The 22,994-nt window shown below is 58.9% G+C and carries 27 protein-coding genes and 3 pseudogenes; 4 read left to right on the forward strand and 26 right to left on the reverse strand.

What is annotated here, in order from left to right; all coding sequences use genetic code 11:
* On the forward strand, positions 1-247 hold a 247-nt coding region (locus F475_RS15730), incomplete at its 5' end, for an integrase core domain-containing protein (RefSeq protein ID WP_146602936.1).
* A 128-nt stretch (positions 248-375) separates the two neighbouring features.
* Here the strand turns inward: F475_RS15730 and fpr are convergent.
* Positions 376-1,155 (reverse strand): ferredoxin-NADP reductase, encoded by a 780-nt coding sequence (gene fpr, locus F475_RS15735; RefSeq protein WP_002554680.1) that lies wholly within the window; start codon positions 1,153-1,155, stop codon positions 376-378.
* 122 nt (positions 1,156-1,277) lie between these two features.
* Between fpr and F475_RS15740 the strand changes: the two genes are divergently transcribed.
* A complete protein-coding gene (locus F475_RS15740) occupies positions 1,278-2,204 on the forward strand; it encodes a LysR family transcriptional regulator (RefSeq protein WP_018926952.1) in 927 nt (308 codons plus the stop codon).
* On the opposite strand, the gene F475_RS15745 is transcribed toward F475_RS15740, so the two are convergent.
* The 3 genes from F475_RS15745 to F475_RS15755 all read right to left on the reverse strand — a co-directional run bounded on the left by F475_RS15745 (position 2,201) and on the right by F475_RS15755 (position 4,257).
* Positions 2,201-2,563 (reverse strand): diacylglycerol kinase, encoded by a 363-nt coding sequence (locus tag F475_RS15745; RefSeq protein ID WP_018926953.1) that lies wholly within the window; start codon positions 2,561-2,563, stop codon positions 2,201-2,203. The genes F475_RS15740 and F475_RS15745 overlap by 4 nt on opposite strands.
* A gap of 75 nt (positions 2,564-2,638) precedes the next feature.
* Entirely contained in the window at positions 2,639-3,289 is a 651-nt protein-coding gene (erdR, locus tag F475_RS15750) for a response regulator transcription factor ErdR (protein WP_111454262.1), read from the reverse strand.
* Between the two features lie 209 nt (positions 3,290-3,498).
* Positions 3,499-4,257: a tRNA-uridine aminocarboxypropyltransferase gene (locus tag F475_RS15755; protein ID WP_018926955.1), complete on the reverse strand. Its 759-nt coding sequence runs from the start codon at positions 4,255-4,257 to the stop codon at positions 3,499-3,501.
* A gap of 189 nt (positions 4,258-4,446) precedes the next feature.
* On the opposite strand from F475_RS15755, the gene F475_RS15760 reads away from it, so the two are divergent.
* Positions 4,447-4,872 (forward strand): PA3611 family quorum-sensing-regulated virulence factor, encoded by a 426-nt coding sequence (locus F475_RS15760; protein ID WP_018926956.1) that lies wholly within the window; start codon positions 4,447-4,449, stop codon positions 4,870-4,872.
* Here the strand turns inward: F475_RS15760 and F475_RS15765 are convergent, their stop codons facing one another.
* Entirely contained in the window at positions 4,873-5,067 is a 195-nt protein-coding gene (locus F475_RS15765; protein WP_018926957.1) for a hypothetical protein, read from the reverse strand.
* Between the two features lie 491 nt (positions 5,068-5,558).
* On the opposite strand from F475_RS15765, the gene F475_RS15770 reads away from it, so the two are divergent.
* Entirely contained in the window at positions 5,559-6,677 is a 1,119-nt protein-coding gene (locus F475_RS15770) for a TIGR00730 family Rossman fold protein (protein WP_111454263.1), read from the forward strand.
* 42 nt (positions 6,678-6,719) lie between these two features.
* On the opposite strand, the gene recX is transcribed toward F475_RS15770, so the two are convergent.
* The 21 genes and pseudogenes from recX to F475_RS15880 all read right to left on the reverse strand — a co-directional run bounded on the left by recX (position 6,720) and on the right by F475_RS15880 (position 22,987).
* Positions 6,720-7,187, reverse strand: a complete 468-nt coding sequence (gene recX / locus F475_RS15775) for a recombination regulator RecX (RefSeq protein ID WP_026286484.1) — start codon at positions 7,185-7,187, stop codon at positions 6,720-6,722.
* A gap of 8 nt (positions 7,188-7,195) precedes the next feature.
* Positions 7,196-8,248, reverse strand: a complete 1,053-nt coding sequence (gene recA, locus F475_RS15780; protein WP_007940559.1) for a recombinase RecA — start codon at positions 8,246-8,248, stop codon at positions 7,196-7,198.
* 83 nt (positions 8,249-8,331) lie between these two features.
* Positions 8,332-8,832 carry a CinA family protein gene (locus tag F475_RS15785; RefSeq protein ID WP_019647843.1) on the reverse strand — a complete coding sequence of 167 codons (501 nt, stop codon included), beginning with the start codon at positions 8,830-8,832 and terminating at the stop codon, positions 8,332-8,334.
* Between the two features lie 80 nt (positions 8,833-8,912).
* A complete protein-coding gene (locus tag F475_RS15790) occupies positions 8,913-9,431 on the reverse strand; it encodes a lysis system i-spanin subunit Rz (protein WP_111454264.1) in 519 nt (172 codons plus the stop codon).
* Positions 9,413-9,976 carry a glycoside hydrolase family 19 protein gene (locus tag F475_RS15795; RefSeq protein ID WP_086944777.1) on the reverse strand — a complete coding sequence of 188 codons (564 nt, stop codon included), beginning with the start codon at positions 9,974-9,976 and terminating at the stop codon, positions 9,413-9,415. The genes F475_RS15790 and F475_RS15795 overlap by 19 nt, the downstream gene beginning before the upstream one ends.
* Positions 9,977-10,679: 703 nt before the next feature.
* Entirely contained in the window at positions 10,680-11,285 is a 606-nt protein-coding gene (locus F475_RS15805) for a tail fiber assembly protein (RefSeq protein WP_225602968.1), read from the reverse strand.
* Positions 11,286-11,598: 313 nt separating this feature from the next.
* Positions 11,599-11,712: pseudogene (locus F475_RS31110) on the reverse strand (DUF2635 domain-containing protein); the annotation flags it as partial.
* Positions 11,708-12,133, reverse strand: a pseudogene (locus tag F475_RS15815) (hypothetical protein); the annotation flags it as partial. The pseudogenes F475_RS15815 and F475_RS31110, both read right to left, overlap by 5 nt.
* A 110-nt stretch (positions 12,134-12,243) precedes the next feature.
* Positions 12,244-13,260 (reverse strand): contractile injection system protein, VgrG/Pvc8 family, encoded by a 1,017-nt coding sequence (locus F475_RS15820; protein WP_086944774.1) that lies wholly within the window; start codon positions 13,258-13,260, stop codon positions 12,244-12,246.
* Between the two features lie 9 nt (positions 13,261-13,269).
* Positions 13,270-13,482 (reverse strand): tail protein X, encoded by a 213-nt coding sequence (locus tag F475_RS15825; RefSeq protein WP_111454266.1) that lies wholly within the window; start codon positions 13,480-13,482, stop codon positions 13,270-13,272.
* On the reverse strand, positions 13,475-13,858 hold the full coding sequence (locus F475_RS15830) for a phage tail protein (protein ID WP_086944772.1): 384 nt from the start codon (positions 13,856-13,858) through the stop codon (positions 13,475-13,477). The genes F475_RS15825 and F475_RS15830 overlap by 8 nt, the downstream gene beginning before the upstream one ends.
* Positions 13,858-16,017, reverse strand: coding sequence for a phage tail tape measure protein (locus tag F475_RS15835; RefSeq protein ID WP_111454267.1), 2,160 nt, complete (start codon positions 16,015-16,017; stop codon positions 13,858-13,860). The genes F475_RS15830 and F475_RS15835 overlap by 1 nt, the downstream gene beginning before the upstream one ends.
* 128 nt (positions 16,018-16,145) lie before the next feature.
* A complete protein-coding gene (locus tag F475_RS15840) occupies positions 16,146-16,727 on the reverse strand; it encodes a phage tail assembly protein (RefSeq protein ID WP_111454268.1) in 582 nt (193 codons plus the stop codon).
* A 116-nt stretch (positions 16,728-16,843) separates the two neighbouring features.
* Positions 16,844-17,350: a phage major tail tube protein gene (locus tag F475_RS15845; RefSeq protein WP_111454269.1), complete on the reverse strand. Its 507-nt coding sequence runs from the start codon at positions 17,348-17,350 to the stop codon at positions 16,844-16,846.
* Entirely contained in the window at positions 17,350-18,516 is a 1,167-nt protein-coding gene (locus F475_RS15850; RefSeq protein ID WP_111454270.1) for a phage tail protein, read from the reverse strand. Before F475_RS15850 ends, F475_RS15845 begins: the two co-directional genes overlap by 1 nt.
* 2 nt (positions 18,517-18,518) lie before the next feature.
* Positions 18,519-18,728: a hypothetical protein gene (locus tag F475_RS15855; protein WP_018926984.1), complete on the reverse strand. Its 210-nt coding sequence runs from the start codon at positions 18,726-18,728 to the stop codon at positions 18,519-18,521.
* A 110-nt stretch (positions 18,729-18,838) separates the two neighbouring features.
* The gene (locus F475_RS15860) at positions 18,839-19,540 is read right to left on the reverse strand and encodes a tail fiber assembly protein (RefSeq protein ID WP_111454271.1); all 702 of its coding nucleotides are present in this window, start codon (positions 19,538-19,540) and stop codon (positions 18,839-18,841) included.
* 278 nt (positions 19,541-19,818) lie between these two features.
* Positions 19,819-21,030 (reverse strand): annotated as a pseudogene (locus F475_RS15865) (phage tail protein); the annotation flags it as partial.
* Positions 21,031-21,666, reverse strand: coding sequence for a phage tail protein I (locus tag F475_RS15870; protein ID WP_111454273.1), 636 nt, complete (start codon positions 21,664-21,666; stop codon positions 21,031-21,033).
* Positions 21,663-22,658 carry a baseplate J/gp47 family protein gene (locus F475_RS15875; protein WP_111454274.1) on the reverse strand — a complete coding sequence of 332 codons (996 nt, stop codon included), beginning with the start codon at positions 22,656-22,658 and terminating at the stop codon, positions 21,663-21,665. Before F475_RS15875 ends, F475_RS15870 begins: the two co-directional genes overlap by 4 nt.
* Positions 22,655-22,987 (reverse strand): phage baseplate protein, encoded by a 333-nt coding sequence (locus F475_RS15880; protein WP_018926989.1) that lies wholly within the window; start codon positions 22,985-22,987, stop codon positions 22,655-22,657. Before F475_RS15880 ends, F475_RS15875 begins: the two co-directional genes overlap by 4 nt.
* Positions 22,988-22,994: the final 7 nt, after the last annotated feature.

Consider the following 22,994-nt stretch of genomic DNA (forward strand, 5'->3'; position numbering starts at 1 on the left):
TCTCTACCAGAAGTTGCACGCCAAACATGGAATCAGGTGCTCGATGACCGACGGGTATGACTGTTATCAGAACGCTTTGGCAGAGCGTGTGAACGGGATCTTGAAGACAGAGTTTCTGCTTCACCGACCTAGAGATCTGGCCGAGGCGATTCGAATGGTCGACGAGTCGATAAGCATCTACAACAGCAAACGTCCGCACCTATCGTTGAAATGCAAAACGCCCGATGCGGTGCATCGGGCGTTTTGAGGGTGAAACAGGTGTAAACCTATTTCAGGACTAGACACTACGCCATTGAATGTAGGAGCCGGCTTGCTGGCGATAGCGCTTTGAAGTTTGCCATCGCCAGCAAGCCGGCTCCTACAAGTGACCTTCGGTCACTTCTCGACGAACGCACGCTCGATCAGGTAATCACCCGGCTCGCGCATCCGCGGCGAAACAGTCAGGCCGAAGCTGTTCAACACTTCGCTGGTCTCGTCGAGCATGCTCGGGCTGCCGCACAGCATGGCGCGGTCGTCCTGCGGGTTGATCGGCGGCAGGCCGATGTCGCTGAACAGCTTGCCGCTGCGCATCAGGTCGGTCAGGCGGCCTTCGTTTTCGAACGGCTCGCGGGTCACGGTCGGGTAGTAGATCAACTTGTCACGCAGGGCCTCACCGAAGAACTCGTTCTGCGGCAGGTGCTCGGTGATGAATTCGCGGTAAGCGACTTCGTTGACGTAACGCACGCCGTGGCACAGGATCACCTTTTCGAAACGCTCGTAGGTTTCCGGGTCCTGGATGACGCTCATGAACGGCGCCAGACCGGTACCGGTGCTGAGCAGGTACAAATGCTTGCCAGGCTTCAAGTCATCCAGCACCAGGGTGCCGGTAGGCTTCTTGCTGATGATGATCTCGTCGCCTTCCTTCAGATGCTGCAACTGGGAAGTCAGCGGGCCATCAGGCACTTTGATGCTGAAGAACTCGAGATGCTCTTCCCAGTTCGGGCTGGCAATCGAGTAAGCGCGCATGAGCGGCCGGCCGTTGGGCTGTTGCAGGCCGATCATCACGAACTGACCGTTCTCGAAGCGCAGGCCCGGATCGCGGGTGCACTTGAAGCTGAACAGAGTGTCGTTCCAGTGATGAACACTGAGGACACGCTCGTGGTTCATGTTGCTCATGTACGTGGGACTCCTGGAGATTTTGCCTGCGCCAATGATGTGCACAATTGCATCGCATTCTAATGGCAGCGACAATATCTGTTAAATGGATTATTAAGATAAGGGTTATCGGTTATATCGATATGCGATTTACTCTCCGTCAACTTCAAGTATTCGTCGCCGTCGCCCAGCAGGAAAGCGTATCCCGTGCCGCGGGCCTGCTCAACCTCTCGCAATCGGCGGCGAGCACCTCGATCACCGAGCTGGAGCGCCAGTGCAGCTGTCAGCTGTTCGATCGCGCCGGCAAACGGCTGAGCCTCAACGCCCTCGGCAAACAGCTGTTGCCGCAAGCGGTGGCCCTGCTCGATCAGGCCAAGGAAATCGAAGACTTGCTCAACGGCAAGTCCGGTTTCGGCTCCCTGGCGGTCGGCGCGACCCTGACCATCGGCAATTACCTGGCCACCCTGCTGATCGGCAGCTTCATGCAGCGCCATCCGGAAAGCCAGGTGAAGCTGCATGTGCAGAACACCGCCAACATCGTGCAACAGGTGGCTCACTATGAAATTGATCTGGGTCTAATCGAAGGCGACTGCAGCCATCCGGACATCGAAGTGCAGAGCTGGGTCGAAGATGAACTGGTGGTGTTCTGCGCGCCCCAGCATCCGCTGGCTCAACGCGGTATTGCCACCATGGAGGAGCTGAGTCATGAGGCGTGGATTCTCCGAGAACAAGGCTCGGGCACGCGGCTGACCTTTGACCAGGCCATGCGTCACCACCGCAGCGCGCTGAACATTCGCCTGGAACTGGAACACACCGAAGCGATCAAGCGCGCGGTGGAATCGGGTTTGGGGATTGGCTGCATTTCGCGCCTGGCGCTGCGCGATGCGTTCCGTCGTGGCAGCTTGGTGCCGGTAGAAACACCGGATCTGGACCTGGCGCGGCAGTTCTATTTCATCTGGCACAAACAGAAATACCAGACCTCGGCGATGCGCGAGTTCCTCGAACTGTGCCGCGCCTTCACCGCCGGGGTTCAGCGCAGCGACGAGATCGTTCTGCCTGCCATCGCTTAAAGCAGGATCACCGCCCACACCAGCGCGATCATGCTCAACGCTACGAGTTGAGCGGCGCTGCCCATGTCCTTGGCGTTCTTGGACAGTGGGTGCCGCTCCAGGGAAATGCGGTCGATGGCCGCTTCGACCGCCGAGTTGAGCAATTCGACGATCAGCGCCAACAGGCAGACTGCAATCAGCAGCGCCTGCTCGACACGGCTGACATTCAGGAAGAACGACAGCGGAATCAGGATGGCATTGAGCAACACCAGTTGCCGGAAGGCCGCCTCGCCAGTGAAGGCCGCGCGCAGGCCGTCAAAGGAATAGCCGGAGGCGTTGAGGATGCGTTTTAGGCCGGTCTGGCCTTTGAAAGGTGACATAGAGTAAGCAACTGACCAAAAAGGAGTGGGAAAGCTAGAGCAAGCAAAGTCAAAAAAGCGTGAATACATAACACCTTAGTGGCTCGAAATTGACTCAAGTTGTTGCAAGAGCAGCGCCGCCTGAGTCCGGGTCCGTACATTCAGCTTACGGAAAATCGCGGTGACGTGGGCCTTGATCGTCGCTTCGGAAACGCTCAATTCGTAAGCAATCTGCTTGTTCAGCAAACCTTCACAGACCATGGTCAACACCCGGAACTGCTGGGGCGTCAGGCTGGCCAGGCCTTCACTGGCAGCCTTGGCTTCGTCGGAAACGCTGACGGCGTCGAAGGCCTGGGGCGGCCAGAAAACGTCACCATCGAGCACCGCGCGCACGGCTTTTTGAATAACACCCAAGTCACTGGACTTGGGAATGAAACCACTGGCGCCGAATTCACGGGACTTCACCATGATCGACGCTTCTTCCTGCGCCGACACCATCACCACTGGAATCTGCGGGTACTGACCGCGCAACAGCACCAGCCCGGAAAAACCGTAGGCCCCTGGCATGTTCAGGTCCAGCAACACCAGGTCCCAATCGGCCTTTTCGGTCAGACGGCTTTCCAGCTCGGCAATGCTCGCCACTTCCACCAGCCGGACATCCGGGCCCAGGCCCAGGGTCAATGCTTGATGCAAGGCACTACGAAAAAGAGGGTGGTCATCGGCAATCAGGATTTCGTATGTGGCCATTTTTCAAATGATCCTGTTTTTCAAACAACTTCAGGTGCAGCCACGCAGATGCACCAACAGGGCACGTTCAACGCCAATCACATGGCTATTCACGTAAAAATACGGCGTATCAAACGATGGCCGCGCCCCAATCGGCGCCAAGCATGCCCAGCGAAACCGGGGTGGTCAAGATACATAACCGGTACAGTTCTTTGCAGTATGGGCGACAATCAGAACATGGCGGGGACGTCGTTATGAACAAACCGCATCAGCTCGGCGTGGGCCGGTGTGGCGAGGTTCATGTCCAGCTGTTTTTTCGCGTCCAGATAATGCTGACTGAACACGTCAAAATAAGCGTCCAGCGCTGACGCAGCCTCGGTATCACCGGCCAGATCGAGACACAGTGCAGCCACTTCAGCGGTGCATAAATGTTCGCTACGGGTGGAGCGGCGCAGTCGATAACGTGACAGTTTTTCGGGCAGCAGGCTCAAGATCGGCAAGCGATCAAAATACGGGCTCTTGCGAAAGATCTTACGGGCTTCGGTCCAGGTGGCGTCCAGCAGAATGAACAGCGGGCGCTTGGTGCTATCGACCGCGACACTGTGGGTAACTCGCTCGGGTTCGACGTATTCGCCCGGAAACACCAGGTACGGTTGCCATTGCGGATCGGCCAACAGCGCCAGCAGTTGCTCATCAGTCTCGGTACGCGACCAGATGAATGCATGATTGTCGCGCACCACATCAGCGATCAGCCAACCGGTGTTACTTGGCTTGAATACTTCTTTGTTGGTCATGATCAGGCACACGCCCGAGCGGGCCTCGACCGACGGGCGCCAGGCACACAGGCAATGACTTTCAATCACGCGGCAATCACGGCATCGCGGCGCTCTCCAGCCACGGGCCTGAATCGGCTTGATGCCCTCCTCCTCTCGCTGATCGCGCAAGCGGGCGACGGCGTTTGCGGCAAAGCGCGGGGTGACAGGGTTCATCGCAGGCAGCACCGTAGTGGATGGAAAATCGACACGAAAAACACTCGCAAGGGCAAAAAGTCGCGGCAGTTTATCAGAGCAGCCGGTGCAAGCCTGTACCGCTCAGACCTCCTCCCCTATAATTCGCCGCCACTGAACGCACAGTCATGTGCCTGGTCGAACCACCAGTCACTGAACCAGGAGAGTTTCATGCTGCGCCTTATCGTTCCCACCGCTGCCATTTTGCTGGCGTCGTCCTTTAGCGCTCAGGCTGCATCCTTGAGTGAGCAGAATCTCAACAGAGAGCTGCGAAACGTCGCCGTACAAAGCAGCGTTGGCACTCCAAGGGCGATCAACGAAGACATTCTTGATCAGGGCTACACCGCCGAAGGAAAAGTGCTGATCAACCACTTGAGCGTGCAAAGCAGCCACGCCGAAAAAATGCGCGCCGATCCCAAAGCGGTGTACTTCCAGCTTGGCGCCTCCGTATGCAGAAACCCAGGGTTCCGCAAGCTGATGGCCAAGGGCGCGATCATGCGTTACGACTTCACCGAGGTGAAGACCAACCGTCCGGTCGGCTCCGCAAGCTTCCAGGACTCGGACTGCCCGAAAGAGACTCCCGCGAAGAAGAAATAATTACCTGGCATTGGCGCGCCGCTGTTCATCCTCGGCGCGCAGCTCTGCCAACAGCGCCTGCAAGTAACGCGAACGTCGCTCCCCACCCTCCAGACGTCGACAGCACTCTTCTTCGAGACTCAAATGATGGGTCTCGGCCGATGCTTTCAGCAATCGATACAGTTGCGCATCGATCTCCAGAGTCACTCTGGGCATGGTTTCCCGCCTCCCTGCATGCATTGATCGCCGTTGATCACGCGATAAATCCCTGAATTGCTTGAATGTTGCGTCCTGCCGTTGACGCAAAGTTGTCGTGTCACGCCTGTAACTTAGTAAATCAGAGCGCGAGACATGCGGCTTGCGTTCAGACGAGCGGTGAAAGCACCTTGCAAATCGTCAATAAGCGGTTGCCAGGAAAGACTTTGCGGCGCAATGATCAAGCCAGCGAAAATCGTTGCGAGGGTCTAAATTCAAAGTGTTCATGTTGTTTTTTTAAGGGCAGAAAAGGGGCTGCCCATTACGGTGTCTTATTGTGCGAACGTTTCTTTCATTCAAGGGATAAGCAGAGCCCGTATGGATGGCTCGATTGCAACCGAGTCAAGTAGAGCGCCCAGGCATGGGCTTGGGCAGACAGCGACACAAGGGGTGTCGCGGCGCCGACAATTGTTTTGTCGGGGCCGAGGGTTCTGTGCAGAAGGAGAAGTTGAATGCCTTACCAACCGAATGACCTACTGAGCCGTCATTTTCAAGAAAGCGGCCACGACCTCACCAGCAAGGTCGAAGAACAACTCAACCTGGTTTCACCCAACAGCCCCAACATCCCGATTTACCGCGACATGATCCTGACCGTGCTGCGCATGGCCCAGGAAGATCACAACCGCTGGAATGCCAAGATCACCCTGCAAACCCTGCGCGAACTCGAGCACGCTTTCCGTGTGCTGGAGCAGTTCAAGGGACGGCGTAAAGTTACCGTTTTCGGCTCGGCCCGCACGCCGATAGAACACCCGCTATATGGCCTGGCCCGAGAACTGGGCGCCGCCCTGGCGCGCTCGGACCTGATGGTCATCACCGGTGCCGGTGGCGGCATCATGGCGGCGGCCCATGAAGGTGCCGGCCTGGAACACAGCCTGGGATTCAATATCACCCTGCCCTTCGAGCAACATGCCAATCCCACGGTCAATGGCACCGACAACCTGCTGCCCTTCCACTTTTTCTTTACCCGCAAGTTGTTCTTCGTCAAGGAAGCCGATGCGCTGGTCCTGTGCCCAGGCGGTTTCGGTACGCTGGATGAAGCACTGGAGGTGCTGACCCTGATCCAGACCGGCAAAAGCCCGCTGGTGCCCGTGGTGCTACTGGATGCGCCAGGCGGCACATTCTGGCAAGGCGCGCTGGACTTCATTCACCATCAACTGGAGGAAAATCGCTATATCCTGCCGACCGACATGAAGCTGTTGAGCCTGGTCTATAGCGCCGAAGAGGCCGTGGAGCAGATCAACCAGTTCTACAGCAACTTCCACTCCAGCCGCTGGCTCAAGCATCAGTTCGTGATTCGCATGAACCACAAGCTCAGCGACCGGGCACTTGAACACATGCAGGAGGCATTCGCCGACCTGTGCCTGAGCGATCATTTCCATCAGCATGCCTACAGTGGCGAGGAGCACGACGAAGCGCAGTTCAGCCATCTGGTGCGCTTGTCCTTTACCTTCAACGCTCGTGATCATGGCCGTCTGCGAGAATTGGTGGATTACATCAACCTGCCGGAAAACTGGGCCCAGTCCAGACCCCAGGCGCAGCAACGCACACGGGAACCGTCCAAGGTAACGTGATGCAAAAAAACGGCCCGCTATCGAAATAGCGAGCCGTTTCAGTCAATCGTCCATCCCTCGGCCGCTGAACAAGCGGCTGATCATTTCCATGGAATATCCCCGATAACTCAGGAACCTGCCCTGTTTGGCACGTTCTCGGGCGTCTATCGGTAAATGCCCGGAAAACTTGCGCCGCCAGGTGTCTTCCAGTTGCTCCTGCCAATCGATACCACTCTCGCGCAAAGCGAGCTCAATGTCGGTACGTTGCAGGCCACGCTGGCTCAGCTCTTCGCGAATGCGCAAAGGGCCATAACCGGAACGGGCACGGTAGGAAACAAAGCTTTCGAGGTAACGGGATTCGGACAACAAGCCCTCTTCCGTCAAGCGGTCGAGTGCTGTGTCGATCATTTCAGGGGGGGCGCCGCGCTGACGCAGTTTACGCGTCAGCTCGACTCGACCGTGCTCGCGTCGCGCGAGCAGGTCCATTGCGGTTCGCCGCACCGCGACGAGTGTATCGAGTACGGCGGTCATCGGATCGATCAGATATCAGCGTCAGCCAGGTCGTCTTCGGTCTCTCTGACGGCCGAAGCCTTGACGTCCGGTGCCGGGGTCAGCAGCTTGTCGCGCAGCTGCTTCTCGAGAGTCGCGGCGATTTCCGGATTGTCTGCCAGGAACTTGGCCGAGTTGGCCTTGCCCTGACCGATCTTGGTGCCGTTGTAGGCATACCAGGCACCGGACTTCTCGACGAAACCGTGCAGCACACCCAGGTCGATCATCTCACCGTTGAGGTAGATGCCCTTGCCGTAAAGAATCTGGAACTCGGCCTGACGGAACGGCGAAGCCACCTTGTTCTTCACGACTTTGACGCGGGTTTCACTACCGACGACTTCATCACCTTCTTTCACCGCGCCAGTACGACGGATGTCCAGACGAACCGATGCGTAGAACTTCAGCGCGTTACCACCGGTGGTGGTTTCCGGGCTGCCGAACATCACGCCGATTTTCATGCGGATCTGGTTGATGAAGATCACCAGGCAGTTGGCGTTCTTGATGTTACCGGTGATTTTACGCAGCGCCTGGGACATCAGACGGGCTTGCAGGCCCACGTGCATGTCGCCCATTTCGCCTTCGATTTCAGCCTTTGGCACCAGAGCGGCCACGGAGTCGACGATGATCACGTCAACGGCGTTGGAACGCACCAGCATGTCGGTGATTTCCAGGGCCTGCTCGCCGGTGTCCGGCTGGGAAACCAGCAGGTCGTCGACGTTGACGCCCAGTTTGCCGGCGTACTCAGGGTCGAGAGCGTGTTCGGCGTCGACGAATGCGCAGGTTGCGCCGGCTTTTTGAGCCTGGGCGATCACCGACAATGTCAGGGTGGTTTTACCGGAGGATTCAGGACCGTAGATTTCAACGATACGGCCTTTTGGCAGGCCGCCAATGCCGAGCGCGATGTCCAGACCCAGAGAGCCAGTGGAAATGGCCGGGATCGCCTGACGGTCCTGATCGCCCATACGCATTACGGCACCCTTGCCGAATTGACGTTCGATCTGACCCAGGGCCGCAGCCAAGGCTTTCTTCTTGTTGTCGTCCATTAAAGTCCTCACGTAATCAATAAGGCCTGACGGCCAACACCTGTATAAGTAGCCAGTATTATTCCACAGCGTTTCAGGATCGCCTACCCCTGATTTGAGATTTCTCCAGCGGTATGCCGCAGCAGCCCCTCTAGCGCGGCCTTCACCGTTTGTCGGCGGACCTCGTCGCGGTTACCGGCAAAGTGCTGGACCTCGCTGAATACCTGCTCACCGACGCCCCAGGCCAGCCACACCGTGCCCACGGGCTTGTTCGGCGAACCGCCATCCGGCCCCGCCACACCGCTGACCGCCACGGCAAAACGCGCCCGGCTTTTTTCCTGTGCGCCTCGGACCATGGCCTCGACCACCTCGCGACTGACCGCCCCGACGGTTGAAAACAACTCGGCCGGGACATTCAATTGCTGGGTTTTCTGACGGTTTGAGTAGGTGACATAACCGGCCTCGAACCACGCCGAGCTCCCCGGAATGCGGGTGATCGCCTCGCTGATCCCACCGCCGGTGCAGGACTCGGCGGCAGTGACGTGGGCATTGAGAAGCTGCAAGCGTCTGCCGAGTAGATCGGCCAGATGAGTGATCTCTTTCACGGCTCTCTCCTGATCGAGCGGAATGAGGCCTACCGTACACGAGCGAATCGCACTTGCAAGGTTCAGGATCGATCAAAATGTTAGTGAGCCAGAGCCCTGACATAGGCCTGACAGGCCTGCAAGGCAATCAATCCGCTGTCACCGGCGTCGGTGATGGCGATAATTCGTTGAGCATGCGCCGGGTCAAGTCGGGCTCTCGCGGCGCCATGATCCACGCCGCAGGTGCCGGAGGCAGCTGGCACTGCACAGGTTGAGGCAGCGTCATGGGCATCGAGGAGGACTGACAGGCGCACATCAGCAGTGGCAAGACGATCGCGCAGGCGACCTTGATCACGTTCGGCATCGCTAAGCGCTCGATAATGGGTTTGTTCACTGGCCGACAGTCGCTGCTCCAGGGCCAGACGCCTGTTTTGTTCGGCCTGTTGCTCGGTGGCGGTCGCCAGAGTCAGTTGATTAAGGCTCTCGGCGTGCACCCTGGCCTGTTCCGCCAGTTGCCGGCCGTAGCGCCAATCCTGAAACTGCCAGGCCAGCGCCGCCGAACAACCGGCCAGCACCAGCAGACCGATCAATCGCCAGCCGTTCAGACCGAAGACTGGCATAGCACCGCCCTCGCCCGCGCCCAGATTTCCAGGCGATCCTGCAACCCGTTCAGCCCGCCGTTGATACGGCGAGTGATGCTGTTGAACTGGTCGCGATCGGCCAATTCATTCAGGCCGTTTTGTTCCCAAAACCATGCCGCTGACTCGGCTGCCCACTGAGGCTGCTCCAGCAATTCAGGTAACGCCAACAAACGTTCATCGCCAAACAGGCCGATGCTGCATTGACAGTAGTTGTTACGCCCGGTGATCTGAATCAAGCCTCGGCCACGGTACTTTTGACCGTCGCCGTCGGGTTCCGGAGTGTTGCCCAAACGGGCGGCCAGGGTGCCAGTGTCGTATTTGCTCAGGTATTGAGTGCTCCCCAGTTCACGCACGTACTGCAGCTGCCCCGATTCGTGACCGACTTGCGCGAGGAAGGCAGCGATGCGTTTCGGGGTGTTGATGTTGCGGTGGGACATGGCGGTGTTGAGGGCGGAAATGAAAACGCCCGCTTGGGAGCGGGCGTTGGGCATAACGATCTGTAGTTGTTGCTGCGTAACTGTCATATAGCCCTAGGCCCTGACGCGTGTCTGGTTCGTGTCAAAGATATCCAGCCAGCCAAAGTGGCGTACTGGGTCATTGCTCGCTGACAGGAAAGAACGACCCTTGCGGCCAATCCCGCCTGTACCTGATCGAAAAAATTCCGGGCTTTCAGCCGGCAGCCCTGTTTGGTACCGGTCCCCCGACCAGGATGACCATCGCACCATCGCCGCCCACATGGGTGGCCACGAGCGAAGAAAAAGCCGTCGGAAACGAGATCGGGAAGGTGATGTAGACATCGCCATTGGCATCCGTGGTGCCGACGCCCCATTGTTCAATGCTTCCACTGGGATACTTCTGGTAACCGACGTTGCCATAGACGCCGGAGAAGGACGAAGCGTACTTGTCTCGAACTGTGGCGCGGTCACAAACAGCTTGTTACTGCGCAACGCCGTCAGCAGTTGATCGTTACTCGCCTCTGACGGTTTGATACCGGCAGCCTCGATGACTTTCAACAACTCCAGAGTGACACCGTTGCCGCAGCTGGCAGGGATCAAAGAACCCGGAGTCCCCGTGATCGGGTTTCCATCGACAAACTTGACGTCCACCAAACTGGCGCTGGGGACACTATTGGGATAGTCCACGGTATGTCCTTCCGTTGGTATTTTGCAGGCAGCCGTGTGCTGATAACACACGACTGCGCTTCCAGTTATCAATAAGTTTCAGGGTTTATACGGTTACGCCACTGACAGGTGAAGCCGGCCAGTCAATGATCATCGGGAAGTCCGGTTGCTGTTCAATGTCCATCAACTTGAGCGCATAGCGTTTCCACTCTTGCAGAGTGGCCAGTTGAACACTGGTGGCCTCACCTAGTTCATAAGCGTATTGCAGCGGCGCGACGCGAATAACAATCTGAAACAGACGACTGTCTCGCTGGGCGTTGGCTTGAGCGGTTTTGCCTGTTAGTTCGGCAGCCAAGTCCAGCACCCAGTCATCATTCAACCAAAAATAATATTCGCCGGGACGAGGCTTGAGGGTCAGATAGTCAGGCAACGGGCCCAACTCGAACCAGATTTCAACGCCACCTGTGTCTTTGCGATACGCCTCGCGGTTGCGCAAATCGATCAGTTGCGACGCGGCACCGTTACGCCAAACCCAGACATAGCCAGTTTCGGCGGCCGGTAATGCTTCCGGCAACTCTATGGCATTGCCTGGCAGGACAACGCCCACACCGGGGATCACCGGCAACTCCACCGGACCGACGAGTTCCTTCGTTGTTTCAGAAACATAGTAATAAACCATAAACACCTCTATTGAAAAATCTTGAGCATCCATTAAAAACGCAGACGAGCGTTAATTTCAGATGAATTTTATTCCGCCTGGGTAGGCGACATTTCGTGAACGCGCTTCTATACCTCCGGTAACTACGGTAACTTGGGTAACTTCGGTAAAACCAAGACAGCTCGGAACTTGATTGAATAGAGCATCGGGAGCGACTGATCCGGCACCTGAGGGAACACCCAACATGTCGCTTTTTAGTTCATGCCTGTGTGACTTCAATATATCAACTTGCCAACTACCAGCCATTCGACCCTGCACCGAACACAGACGCGCCAGGGTTCTCGCCAATGATATTTGTTGGGGACATTCCCTGTGGTTTCGCCGCGTTCACGGCTTTGGTAGTGATATCGCCATCGGCCAGACGTCGACGCCACCAGGCGTTGTCCGGCACTTCACGGCCCTCGAGGGGCGATCTGTTGCCCCGGCAGATTGCGGCCGAGCTGGAATTCGGTGAAAAAGCGCAGGCGATAGAGCACACGGCTGCTGTTGATGGAAACCACTTCGCCGCCGTCGTAGGCGATGGCGCTGTAGTCGTTACCAGGCTTGAAACCCACCAGTGCGCGCCACAGTTCGGCGCGCAGGTCGTGCAGTTGATCCAGCGCTGCAACGGCGTCCGTGGTGTCGAGCACCAGGGTGACTTCGAAGCGGTCGCGGATCGGTTGCAGCATCAGGTTTTGCGCCACGCTTTTGCTCGCCACATCGGCGATGGGGACGACGTAGGCGCAAGGCGTGGCAAGCGGGTTGCTGGCTTGCAGGGTGCTGAGGTCGATGCCCACGGCCACACGATTGGCCAGGGTCGGGCATTGCGCACGCAGCTGCGTGAGGATCGGCGTGATCTTCATGAGGGCGCTCCAGGATCGAATGAAATGAGTGAGCAGCGACGCAGTTTTTGTAGCAGCTGCCGAACGCAGGCTTCGCCAGCTGCTACGGGTCGGGGTGATTTCGGACTGTGCTATGCCTTGGCGTCCAGGCAGGTCGCGTCAATCTTGCAGCGATAGCTTTTTTCCCGGTCGCCGGTGGCGGTGACCTTGTCGATCGACCATCGACCACGCATGAAATCCGGCCAGGTGGGGTCCAGCAGCACGACCCCTTCAGCGGACAACCCCGGATTGCCAGGGCATTCGATCGTCACCTTGAGTGCTTCGCGCATCATCCGGCGGGTCTCGCCTTCGGCGGCGGCCCGGGCATCGTCTGCGCTCTGAAAACGCTGGCGGAGGGTCTTGAACGGTGCGATGCCACTCTCCTCGACACGCACTTTGCCGGCCGCCGCGTCCCACCAACTGGTCTTGCAGCCCTGGTATTTCGCCCGGGCGGTTTCATCCAGAACGGCGGAGATAAAGGCGTGATCCCCTGGGCGATTGTTGCTCGTCACCGACAGCTTTATGGTCGGCAGAACTTTGCCCGATAACGATTTCGCCTGACCGCGCCGTGCCAGCACATACAGCTCGTTGACCGGTTTGGCGACGGCGTCATGCAGGTAGGCCAATCGCGTCAGAAAACCCATGTCGGTTTCGTTGGACTGGTCGATGTGCGCGATTTTTATCAGTGACAGGTCCGGGGCCACACGAGGGGAAAACCCGTGCCTGGACGTCAACTGACGAAACAGCGCACCCAAGGTCGTCGGACCATGGCTGACCGATCGGCGCTGTTTGAACCCGGTCTGATCCGCCGCACTGAACGGCGCCGCCGTGGCCACCAGCGTCAGACGCAGAGGGAACAGCGTCGGCGTGCGTCGGGTAATGACGAACTCGCCTTTATCCACCAGCCCCGACTCCAGATAACCGACCCGCAGACCGATTTTCCCGCCCAGGCTGGGCAACCCTTCAAGCCCATCCAGACTGATCACGAGCGTCAGTTGATCGGACTCGATCCCCGCTGCGTCGATGTGCGTCCAACTGAGCAATCGTTCGTTGAGCAGCGCAGCGTTTGCGCCGTAAATTTCTACCGCAGGTGTGAAACCCAGTGACATGCTGCCTCCTTAATCCCAGGCCGAAACCGGTGTGGGTGCGACGGGTTTCGAATCCACTTCCGGCAGCACAACCCACACACCCGCCGGCAATATCGGCCCCCATTCGGCAAGCTCCGGATTAAGACGCCAAAGCACTTCCTCGGTGGCATCGTCACAACGCTCAAGCTCGCGGTACAGCAACAGATTCACCGAATCACCGGCGATACTTCGAACCCTACGCATTGGCGAACTCCGTCAACTCGATAATCCAATCGACCACCATCGCGGTGCCGTCATCAAGGATGTTGTTTTGGGTTTCCGACACCTTGTTGATCTGCCACAGGCCCCAGTTGCGGCCGATGCCGTCAACCAAGGGCAAAGGGATGCGCAGCGCCTGCAAAGCACGCAGCTCATCGAGCCGATCCATGGCGGTCGCGTACATCGACTTGCCTGTTATCGTCAGCCCTTGCAGGCCTTGTCCGACCTGACTGGATTTGGGTTTGCTGGTGAGGATGTCGATGCTTTTCCAGCCGCCGTCCGAGGTGTGCAGCAGGGTGTGGTAAGCGAAGTTTCTGGACAGGCCGAAAATGAAACTGCCGAGTGCCATTTGCTGACGCATCACGTACCTCCGTCAGTCAGGGCCGCATCACTTCGCATGGCGAGTGAGTTGGGCATGGTCATGAGTCCGAATTGGCCCGTGATCTGTTGCACAACCAGGTTCGCCAATTGACTGGCGCTGGCCTGATCCTGGCCATTGATATAGATGTTCGCGTTAACCGTGTTCTGCTGATTACTCGTCTGGGCGTTGGTCAGGTCTTTGCTGACCTGATCTGGAGCGGCGAGCTTGTCGGCGGGTGTAGCGAGTTTCTCACCCAGCCATTCCCCTCCCCAACTGCCCGCCATCCCCCCCAACAAACCACCGATTACGCCACCGACCGCCGTGCCCAGAACAGGCACTACACTGCCAATCATGGCGCCGGCAGCAGCACCGGCATAAGTGCCGGCGAGCCCACCACCGGCTGAGCCCAGCGCCCCGCCGACCGCTTTGGTATCACCCGCCTGCAAGCCTTTGACGGCATCGTAACCAGCACTGAGCAGCATCAGCGGCGCGACCCGTCTGGTGACTGCCGAGCCCATTCTGGCGGCACCCAGCAAGCGACTCCCGGTCGACATACGTGGCAGTTTGGTAGCGCTTTTTGGGATGGGCTTGGTCGCGGCTTTTCCAGGAGCTGCGCTTTTTCCGGCCCTTGCGCCTCGGGATTGCTTTTTGCCCTTACCACCGCGTGCCTTGGCATCGGCTGTCAGATCCCCCGTTTCGGGAATCGGTCGCGCACCTGCCAGAACCAGAAGTTTTGTCGCCGCGGCGGTGATGGCCGAGGCCATCGCAACCTTGATTTCAGCACCACGCGCCAACGCAATGGCTCCCGCGAGCACCAGTAATCCTGCAGTAGCTTTCGGTTGTGCTTCAGCAACCCCGCTCAAGCCATCGGCCAATGCACCGAGCGACACCATCAAACCATCAGTCAACGGCGCCAGGGCATTGCCGCCCGCCGCAAACATCCGGTTCTTACTCGCATCCAGCGCATTCCAGCGCCCTTGCGAGGTTTCACCCAGCGCCTCGGCGGATTTCGCTACGGAGCCGTTGAATTTCGGCAACGTCCCGTCGGATGTTCGCTCGGACACCAGTAAAAACGCCTTTTGAACGTCTTCCGGTTTTTTCAGCAGTTCAAGAATCGCCGCGTTATCACCGAACAATGTCTTGGTCAGTGACTGCTGTTCTTCTGCTGGTTTTTTCTTCAGCGCTTCAAGCACCAGGTTGATCGTTCCCGGTGCGTCCTTGCGCAGGCCATCAGCCAACATCCCGGGATTGAGTTTGCCGTCCAGATCAGACCAGGCCTTGCGCTGTTCCGGTGAAGCCGCGCCCCCCTTGGCCAAAACCGTGGTGAAGCCTTTCAAAGCCTCACCGGCACCGGACTTGTCCGCGCCGCTGTTCAAGAACGCCGCCGCGAGCGCCGCCATCTGTTCCGGCGTCATTCCCGCGGCGATGCCCGCCTCGCCACTGCGTTGCACGACAGAACCGATGTCTGCCGCTTTGACATTCAGACCGCTGTTGCCGAGATGGTTGGTTGCATCCGCCAGACTCAGGCTTTGTCCGCGATCCAGCTTCATTGAGGTGCGCCAGCCCAACAGCATCTCGCTGGCGGCCTTGACGTCGAGATTGAACGCCGACGCCGTCACCGCGCTATCTCGGGTGAAGTTCAGCAGTTCGTCCTGCTTTTTAGCCGGGTCGAGCCCGTCCCCGATACCTGCCTTCGCCGCCGCCAACTCGACCTGGGTCAGTTGAACCGCCGTTGCCCCGCTCGGAGCAACCTGCTTGTCAGCGGCCATTTTCAGATTAGCCTGCGACAGTTTCTGCAACTGGACGTTGTCCAGTTTCAGCACCTGGTTGAGCTCAACCATCGCCAACTCGGTCGCCATCGCCGACTTGAGCAAATCCGGTGGCGTGCGCTGATCAACCTCAGCCTTTAACTTGGACTTTGGCTCACTGCTTGCCGCAGGCACCGAAGCAGTCGCCTTGAGCAGCGACTGCTGCGACGACAGGGCAATGTTCAGCAACGCCAGTGCTTCGCGAAGTTTTACCTGTTCCGACACCAGCAGACGGATGTCGAGGCTGGCCGTGGTCAGGGCCAGGTTCAGGCCCGACGTTTCAGAGGCGCTGCCCAGTTGCGGCAATTCGATGCTTGCCGCACCGGACAGCGAATACTTACTGCCTGCCATCCTGCTCTACTCCTGTTTCACGCCAAGGCGAGTGATCGCAATGTCGTAGCGGCGCAAGGCCTTGCCGGCGTCCCACTCCAGAATCTCCGCCTCACTTACCGAGTAAATGAGCGGCACCACATCGAGGATTACTTCGATGTCGCGCTCCGAAAGTAGTCCGCCGGTTTGTTTAAAAAATCGTCGATGCGTACCTGAAGCTGTGTCCAGTCGGGCACGGTCAGCAGGTCCAGATCGGGCAGCATCAGCCCGGTGCAATGGGCGGTGATGAACTCGGCGCGTTCTTTGGCCGTTTTCAGTTTCTTCATCGCTTTGGTCGCGCGCAGCACCGGCATTTCCAGGGTCAGCGAGGTCATGCTGCGGCCCGCCACGTTGAGTGGTTGCAGCAGTTGCACTTGATCGGGGTCTACCGATTGTTCGCCCTGCGCTTGCTGTTCCAGAAAGTACGAAGCAGGGCGAGTCGACATCTCATGCACGTACTGCGCGATGCTCACGTAGTCCGGGCGTTTGAGCTGGTCCAGTTCCTTGACCGACAACCCCGTGGCCAACTTGGCCAGCTCGAAGAACTGATCGTCCTCATCATCGCCGGCACGGGCCAGGGCCTCTTTCTGCGCGGCGTAGTACAACGGTTTGAGTTGGATCTGCTCGATCTCGGATCCGTCATCACCGGTGATCGGCGACAACAGGACATGCTTGGGAGGCATCCAGGACATGTAAGTAATTCCTTGGTGATTCATGAAAGGGGCTGCACAGGAAACTGTTCGCCACAATCCTTGTGGGAGCGAGCTTGCCCGCTCCCACAGGTTGTGCGTCTTGGCTGGCCTTGGTGTTACGGCAGCAACACGGCGCGGCGGGCATCACCGAGAATGTCGACGCCGTTGAGCACGAACTTCTGGGTGCGCACGTCGACATCGATCACCGGAACGCCGTTTTCCAGGCGGTTGTAGGTGCGGCAGGACAGCTCGAGGGTGGTCTTGGGCTTTTCACCCATTTTCACGATGGCTTCTTCGAGGACCTTCAGCTTGCCGCCGACGGTGTGGTAGGTGAACCAGGTGTTACCGTCCTGATCCTGACCGGCTTCACGCACGTTCAGCAGAATGTCGTCGCCCAGCTTCACGCCCAGCGCCAGCATCACTTCGGGACCGGCGCCCTGCAGGATCAACTTGGCGCCCAGGGCCTTGGCGCTCTTGGCCATCTCCTCGACGATGAAGCGGCCGCCGCCCATGTTTTCCATGTCGAACTCGATCTTCGGCGGGGTGAACTCTTCCACGGTCGCCGACAACGGCAGGCCTTGCAGGGTGGCCGCGATGGCCTGTCTTACGCGGTTGGTAAACATTAGAGAACGTCCTCCAGGAACTGCTCGATGATTTCATCGCGGGCGTTGAGTTGATAAATCATGTGTTCGTTCGGCGCGTAGCGGCCGTAGTCGATGACCACGTACCAGGTACCGTTCTTGTACTTCTCGACGCTGTTCAATTCCGGGTGCAGGTACACGCTGCCGCCCGGGATGGTCTCGTCGGCGACCAGGGTTTGCAGCCAGTCGTTGATGCGCTTGACCTCCTGATCCATGAACGACTTGGTCAGGTTCTTGGCCATGGCCTTCTGACCGGCCTTCACCAGCTTGCGGCTGATCGCATCTTCAAGGCCCACGTAGCTGATGAACTTGCCGGTGACGGAGCGGTTACCCAGCAGCGAGAAGCCGCCGAGGATGGTCCGGGCGTAGTAGCTGATACCGTAACGGTTGAGCAGATCGCCTTCGGTGGAGGTGTCGAGGATGTTGTATTCCACGACGCGCGAAACGTCTTCGGCGTAGGTCACCTGGTTGCCCGGGCTCTCCCATTGCTTGACTTTGGCCAGCGCGGCGATGGCCAGGCTCGACGGTGCCAGGAACACGTTTTTCTTCGCGGCCTTGGAGTACACCGACGGCATGTTGTGCACCAGCAGGCAGCGGTCGAAACCGAGGTCCGCGCCGCCCAGCTCCTGGCTGTAAGTCACTTGATCGGCGACTGCGGCATCCTTGCCGTCGAGTACCACGCGAGCCTTGATGCGTTTGCCGAACGAGGCGAACTCACTGGCCACTGCTTTGGTGCCGGTGAAACCCGGTGCACCGATAATCGTCAGGTCTTCCGGTACACCGCCAAGCGCGGCCAGGCCCAGTTTGCGACCGGTCACTGGCTCGATGCCGCCGATCACGTTGTTCACGGTGTCGGCCGGGGTCGCGCCCTCTTCGACGATGACCACGTAGACCGGCACCTTGACCACTTTCAGGATCTGGAACACCGCGTGAAACAGCGTGCCCGACTCGGTACCGGTCGGGTCCAGCAGCGCCTGGGTGGTGAAACTGTTGATGCGGAACGGGGCGTTACGCGGAATCAGCAGATCCGCTTTCGGCGCAGTGCCGACCAGACCGATGACGTTGTCACCCAGGCCACCCATGGCCTCGGGGGATTCAGTGGCATTGACGGTAATGCCGTTGTGCTCGAAGTTCAAAACCTCAGCCATGGTTATTCAGCCTTCTTGGCAGCGGCCTTTTTGGCCGGGGTGGATGTAGAGGCCGACTCGACGGCCTCGGTTTTTTTCAGCTCCAGACGACCAGCGCTGCGCAACGCACTGGCCTCCACATCGAGCAGGTCGAGTTCTTGACCGACGCTCGACCAGTGACCACCTCCGGTGGGGAATGGGACGAGCACGGTGTAGGTTTGGCGTAGTGCCATTTGAGGTTCTCCAGAAACGAAAAAGCCCCTTTTGAGGAAGGGGCTGTCGGGTGTTGTTGGGTGTTGTTGGGTGTTGGGCGGAAAAGAAAACGCCCCGGTGGTTCGGGGCGTTACTCGGAAAGGCTGAAGGTCTCCATGGGTGGGTCGTCGAAACCCTGAGCTACCAGCCAGGCAGCCGCCAAAGCATCGTTCGGGCTGGTCGGCCATTCACTGTCTTGGGGTGCCCCTCCAACGATATCGACACGATTGAGTTCAACGCCGTAGATTTTCCAGGAGCGCAGATCCGCGATCTCGGTTTCAGTGGCAATATCCAAATCCACTGCGTTTTGCAATGTGGCAATCATGTTTGTGCTGAACTGCGTCAGGAGCGCTTTCTTCCTGGCGGCTTTCTTTTTCAGGGCGTCTGTAGTTGCGACCTCATCGACGACCCATTGATCGTCCTGCCACTTATCGAACTGGGTCGCTGGAGCTTCACGTGTATAACCTTCGGGCAAGTCACCCAACGTCTCCCAGACTTGCGCCTCACCGGTCTCGGTGCTGTAGACCGTCGTTCCACGGTAGTCCGCAACAATTTTCCACCCGTCGCCTGAAACCTTGACCGCTGTATGACCAGGCTCCAGCGTTGGCGGCTCACACTGATAAGCATGCGCGGGGATCAACCAGGTAAAAGGTTCCAGAGGACTGGGGTCCGCGACTCCAGCGCCAATGAACTCACCGGTAACGGGGTGCACATTACAGATGGTCGGTGGTGTGACCTCATCAGCGAGCCACCAGGACACCTCGCCTTTAACGGCCATGCGTTCGTCTGACATTCTCAAAAACTCCAATGTGGTTCTGATTAATATTTGATACAGGCGAGAAAAGCCGTGTTGAGTGGCCTGGCTTCAGTGCCACCGGAACTGGCAATGGTGATCGCGTGAGTGTGATCACCGGCGGCACTGGTCGGCGCCCCCGCAGACCCGTAGTAGGGCTCGTCACCCCACACCGCATTGCCGTCAGTGCCCGGCCCACGATCCAGGTTTATCCAGATCGAGTGTGTATGGCTCCCGGCTACGGCCGCGCTGCCTGTATGCACGTGAGCGGCGTTCTGGCTCGTCTGGGCGCTGCCGAGAACACGACCCGAATCGACGTTTCGCCCGTCATCGAGCCCACGATCGAAATGAGCACGAGAGTCCGGCAGGTTGAACGTCGTAGAACCATCCCCCGCCCCATACAGTGTGCCGATCCTGGCGAACAGCGCGGCATAGGTCGTTCGTGATACGGCTGCTCCATTGCGTTTCAAAAAGCCAGCCGGCGGCGTTGCCATGGCGAAGTGCGTGACCTCCCCTACACGATCACCCGCCACGCCAAGTGCAAATGCCTCGACCTGCACCTTGGTGTAAACATCTGTCAGTCCGTAACCCGCCACCGTGGTCGGGTTGTCCCCCGCAATGGCCCGACCGTACTTATCAACGGTCAACCCCCGATAGCTACCAGGCTGAATGCCTGTCCTGCCCGCAAGCATTTCGAAGGTCAGCGCGGTAGTACCCAGAGTGATGGGGCCGTTGGTTGTCAGGTGCCACAAAGAGTCGCCATTCGCGACCCCTTCTTCGACCATAACCGTCAGGCCGGGCGATACCTTGGCGCTGGTATTGGCATCAAAGGCCCGAGACCAACCGTTATTGGATACAACCCAGATGCCGCTATCTTTGGCCAACGTCTGATAGGGCAATAGCACACGATCACCCGCGACCAATGCGACACCGTCAATCTGCTGAGCCCCGCTCAACACCACGTTAGCAGTGGCGGCAACCCGCACCGATTGCTTGCCATCAAGTTTGCCAAGTTCTTCAGCGAGGTAACTCATCACCCACGCACGCGTCGCCTTGACCACCGTGTCGTCAATCAACAACGTCACCAGCGCCGCATTACTGGTCTCGAAAATCGAACGAATGTAAAACTCTTTCCCCGAGCCCGAAGTCGCCAACACCGGCTTGAACGACTCCGGATACTTGACGATCGCATACAGGATCCCGGTATCAGTCCAGATCCCGGCCTCACGCACATACCAGCCGCCCACTTCAGGCGGGATAGTCACTTCAGCCAGCAGCCAGCTCGGATTTTTCTCATCCTGGAACAGTGCATTGAGTGGCCCGCGCCACACTTCGCGTTTCAGTGCCGTGGCGGTTGCGGCCGGGTTGTAAACCGCGCCGCCGCCGTCGCCGACGGAAATCTGCGACAGTTTGATCGGTGTGCCCGCTGCCTTGCAGGCGGTTTCGTAGGCGATCCCCGCATTGGTGAGCAGGGTGTAATAGTCGGCCATTTAGGACCCCTGAGGATAAATAGTGGAGGTTTCGACGGTGTAGAGCCCGGCGGCCATGAAGGCCTGACCCGAGGCTTCAAGCCCTTCGATGACGATCGGATACACCGTGGTCAGCTCGCCGCAGACGGTGGCGGCGCCGATGACGTGACTGCCGAATGCGCTCAAGCCGACGGAAACCTTCAAGGTGTCGCGTTCGCTTTTGGCATCGGCCAGGCGTCGGTCGAGACGGGTGTCGATTTCTTCGCTGTAGGGCTGTTCGGTGAAGGCCCTGACGGAAAAGCTGTAAGGCGGGCCGGGTGGTGTTTGTTCGTACCAGGCGCGCACCTCAGGCATCAATTGCAATCCCTTGGCCGCGTTTTCCAGTGCTTTTCGCGTCCCGGCCTGCCGTGCGGTGGGCCAGGCCAGTTCCACCGTCAGGCGTTTTTCCGCCTCGGTCGCCTCGGTGCTCCATTCGCTGACCCCGCGATCCGCGCCCAGGTACGGCAGGAATGCCAGGGGTGTTTCGGCAGGATTCATCAGGTCGGGGAACGGTGGATCGATGCGCTCGAGCAACCGAGCGAAACCGAGATCAAGTGCCTTTTCCAGCGGTGAGCTGTTGGCCGGCAACAGGCTCGGGCGAGGTGTGTCATCACTCATAACGTATCCACCTCGACCTCGACGCCCGTGCAATACGGCGCTTGAAAAGCGCTCGTCACAATCGGTGCCACTGGCTCAAGAATTTGCAGTTGAACCGCGCCGGCGCTGTGCAGCGTGTAGTCGATCCAGCTCGGGTCCACTCGCCCTTCCAGGCGATGACAGGCATCGGCATACGCCTGCAGCTGCTGTTGCGCGGCAACCTTGGTCAGCCCGGAATCGGGGCCCGGGTTGATCTTCGCGATCACCCGGATTTTGTAGTTCTTGATTTGCGCGCCCTGCACAGTGACCAGGTCCGTTTCGGGCCGGACATCAGGCCGGGCGAAATGCTGGCGAACATCGTCGAGCAGCGCTTGGGATGGCGTGCCATCGCCCTCTCGGGAAAGCACCGTGACCGTGACTTCGCCGGGTGCGGTCCGGCGCCCGTTGCCGTCCTTGACCTGCGCGACATAGCCGCCCGGGTCGAAGGTGTAAGTGACCGTCACCACTCCCGCCGCGGTGGTTTCCACCTTCACGGCAGGCCGTTCGCCAAGGGTGAAGATCTCACGCCGATACTGCATCCGCGAGCCCGCCGCCGGTGCATGGGGCGCCAGGTAATAACGCAACCGGGCGTCGTCATCGCTCTCGTAGACCGGATCGATCGGCGGGAATGCCGCCGGATCGCCCGGGTCCAGCAACTGGCGCTCAAGCCCCATGTCCGCGAGGCGCGCGTCGAGGTTGGTGCCGGTGGCCCACCACGCCAGCATCTGCTTGATGCGAGCGTTGTATTTACGTTCGTGGGTTTGCAGCCGCACACAAAACGCCTCAAGGGCCAGGGTCAGCAACTCGCTTTCGTTTTCCAGGCTGACTGCAAGCTTGGCCGCGCTCTCGGGGGAACGGGCGCCGACGTACTCGACAACGAAGGTCTTGAACTCCGCGAGCAGATCCTCGAACGCTTCGACCGTGACGATTGCCGGTTCGGCCAACTGGTTCTGGCCAGGTATCAACATACTCATGCCACCACCTCGAAGGTCTGTTGGCGGTTTTTCCAGGTGCCGGCAAAGCGCAACAACAACCCGGCACCGTAGCGGCTGGCCACAATGACCTGCGGCTCGAAATCGTCGATGCCGTTGTACTTGTTGTAAAACGCTTGGGCGGCATGGCTCTGGGCGAGAATCAGCAGGTCGTCGCCAAGGTTCTGCCCCAGCAACTCAGTGAGTGCGCAACCATACAAAGGGCGCTTCTGACGCGTGCCCAACGGCGTGGTCAGCGCCCGGGTGGCGCGCTGCACAAACTGCAGCCAGTCGTCGACCGTTGCGCCGGTGTTTCTATCGATTCCGATCATGGGAAGC

This window comes from Pseudomonas sp. URMO17WK12:I6, assembly GCF_003253625.1.
Lineage (GTDB): Bacteria > Pseudomonadota > Gammaproteobacteria > Pseudomonadales > Pseudomonadaceae > Aquipseudomonas.

Bases quoted from the DNA above. Each gene is read 5' to 3' on its own strand.
- F475_RS15860 (WP_111454271.1), bottom strand. From the start codon at position 19,540: ATGTCAGACGAACGCATGGCCGTTAAAGGCGAGGTGTCCTGGTGGCTC.
- F475_RS15875 (WP_111454274.1), bottom strand. From the start codon at position 22,658: ATGAGTATGTTGATACCTGGCCAGAACCAGTTGGCCGAACCGGCAATC.
- F475_RS15870 (WP_111454273.1), bottom strand. From the start codon at position 21,666: ATGAGTGATGACACACCTCGCCCGAGCCTGTTGCCGGCCAACAGCTCA.
- F475_RS15790 (WP_111454264.1), bottom strand. From the start codon at position 9,431: ATGCCAGTCTTCGGTCTGAACGGCTGGCGATTGATCGGTCTGCTGGTG.
- F475_RS15760 (WP_018926956.1), top strand. From the start codon at position 4,447: ATGCTGCGCCTTATCGTTCCCACCGCTGCCATTTTGCTGGCGTCGTCC.
- F475_RS15845 (WP_111454269.1), bottom strand. From the start codon at position 17,350: ATGTTTACCAACCGCGTAAGACAGGCCATCGCGGCCACCCTGCAAGGC.
- F475_RS15745 (WP_018926953.1), bottom strand. From the start codon at position 2,563: ATGTCACCTTTCAAAGGCCAGACCGGCCTAAAACGCATCCTCAACGCC.
- F475_RS15765 (WP_018926957.1), bottom strand. From the start codon at position 5,067: ATGCCCAGAGTGACTCTGGAGATCGATGCGCAACTGTATCGATTGCTG.
- F475_RS15830 (WP_086944772.1), bottom strand. From the start codon at position 13,858: ATGCGTCAGCAAATGGCACTCGGCAGTTTCATTTTCGGCCTGTCCAGA.
- F475_RS15755 (WP_018926955.1), bottom strand. From the start codon at position 4,257: ATGAACCCTGTCACCCCGCGCTTTGCCGCAAACGCCGTCGCCCGCTTG.
- F475_RS15880 (WP_018926989.1), bottom strand. From the start codon at position 22,987: ATGATCGGAATCGATAGAAACACCGGCGCAACGGTCGACGACTGGCTG.
- F475_RS15840 (WP_111454268.1), bottom strand. From the start codon at position 16,727: ATGTCCTGGATGCCTCCCAAGCATGTCCTGTTGTCGCCGATCACCGGT.
- F475_RS15795 (WP_086944777.1), bottom strand. From the start codon at position 9,976: ATGACAGTTACGCAGCAACAACTACAGATCGTTATGCCCAACGCCCGC.
- erdR (WP_111454262.1), bottom strand. From the start codon at position 3,289: ATGGCCACATACGAAATCCTGATTGCCGATGACCACCCTCTTTTTCGT.
- F475_RS15805 (WP_225602968.1), bottom strand. From the start codon at position 11,285: ATGGATGCTCAAGATTTTTCAATAGAGGTGTTTATGGTTTATTACTAT.
- F475_RS15770 (WP_111454263.1), top strand. From the start codon at position 5,559: ATGCCTTACCAACCGAATGACCTACTGAGCCGTCATTTTCAAGAAAGC.
- F475_RS15820 (WP_086944774.1), bottom strand. From the start codon at position 13,260: ATGTCACTGGGTTTCACACCTGCGGTAGAAATTTACGGCGCAAACGCT.
- F475_RS15835 (WP_111454267.1), bottom strand. From the start codon at position 16,017: ATGGCAGGCAGTAAGTATTCGCTGTCCGGTGCGGCAAGCATCGAATTG.
- recX (WP_026286484.1), bottom strand. From the start codon at position 7,187: ATGACCGCCGTACTCGATACACTCGTCGCGGTGCGGCGAACCGCAATG.
- recA (WP_007940559.1), bottom strand. From the start codon at position 8,248: ATGGACGACAACAAGAAGAAAGCCTTGGCTGCGGCCCTGGGTCAGATC.
- fpr (WP_002554680.1), bottom strand. From the start codon at position 1,155: ATGAGCAACATGAACCACGAGCGTGTCCTCAGTGTTCATCACTGGAAC.
- F475_RS15850 (WP_111454270.1), bottom strand. From the start codon at position 18,516: ATGGCTGAGGTTTTGAACTTCGAGCACAACGGCATTACCGTCAATGCC.
- F475_RS15740 (WP_018926952.1), top strand. From the start codon at position 1,278: ATGCGATTTACTCTCCGTCAACTTCAAGTATTCGTCGCCGTCGCCCAG.
- F475_RS15855 (WP_018926984.1), bottom strand. From the start codon at position 18,728: ATGGCACTACGCCAAACCTACACCGTGCTCGTCCCATTCCCCACCGGA.
- F475_RS15825 (WP_111454266.1), bottom strand. From the start codon at position 13,482: ATGCGTAGGGTTCGAAGTATCGCCGGTGATTCGGTGAATCTGTTGCTG.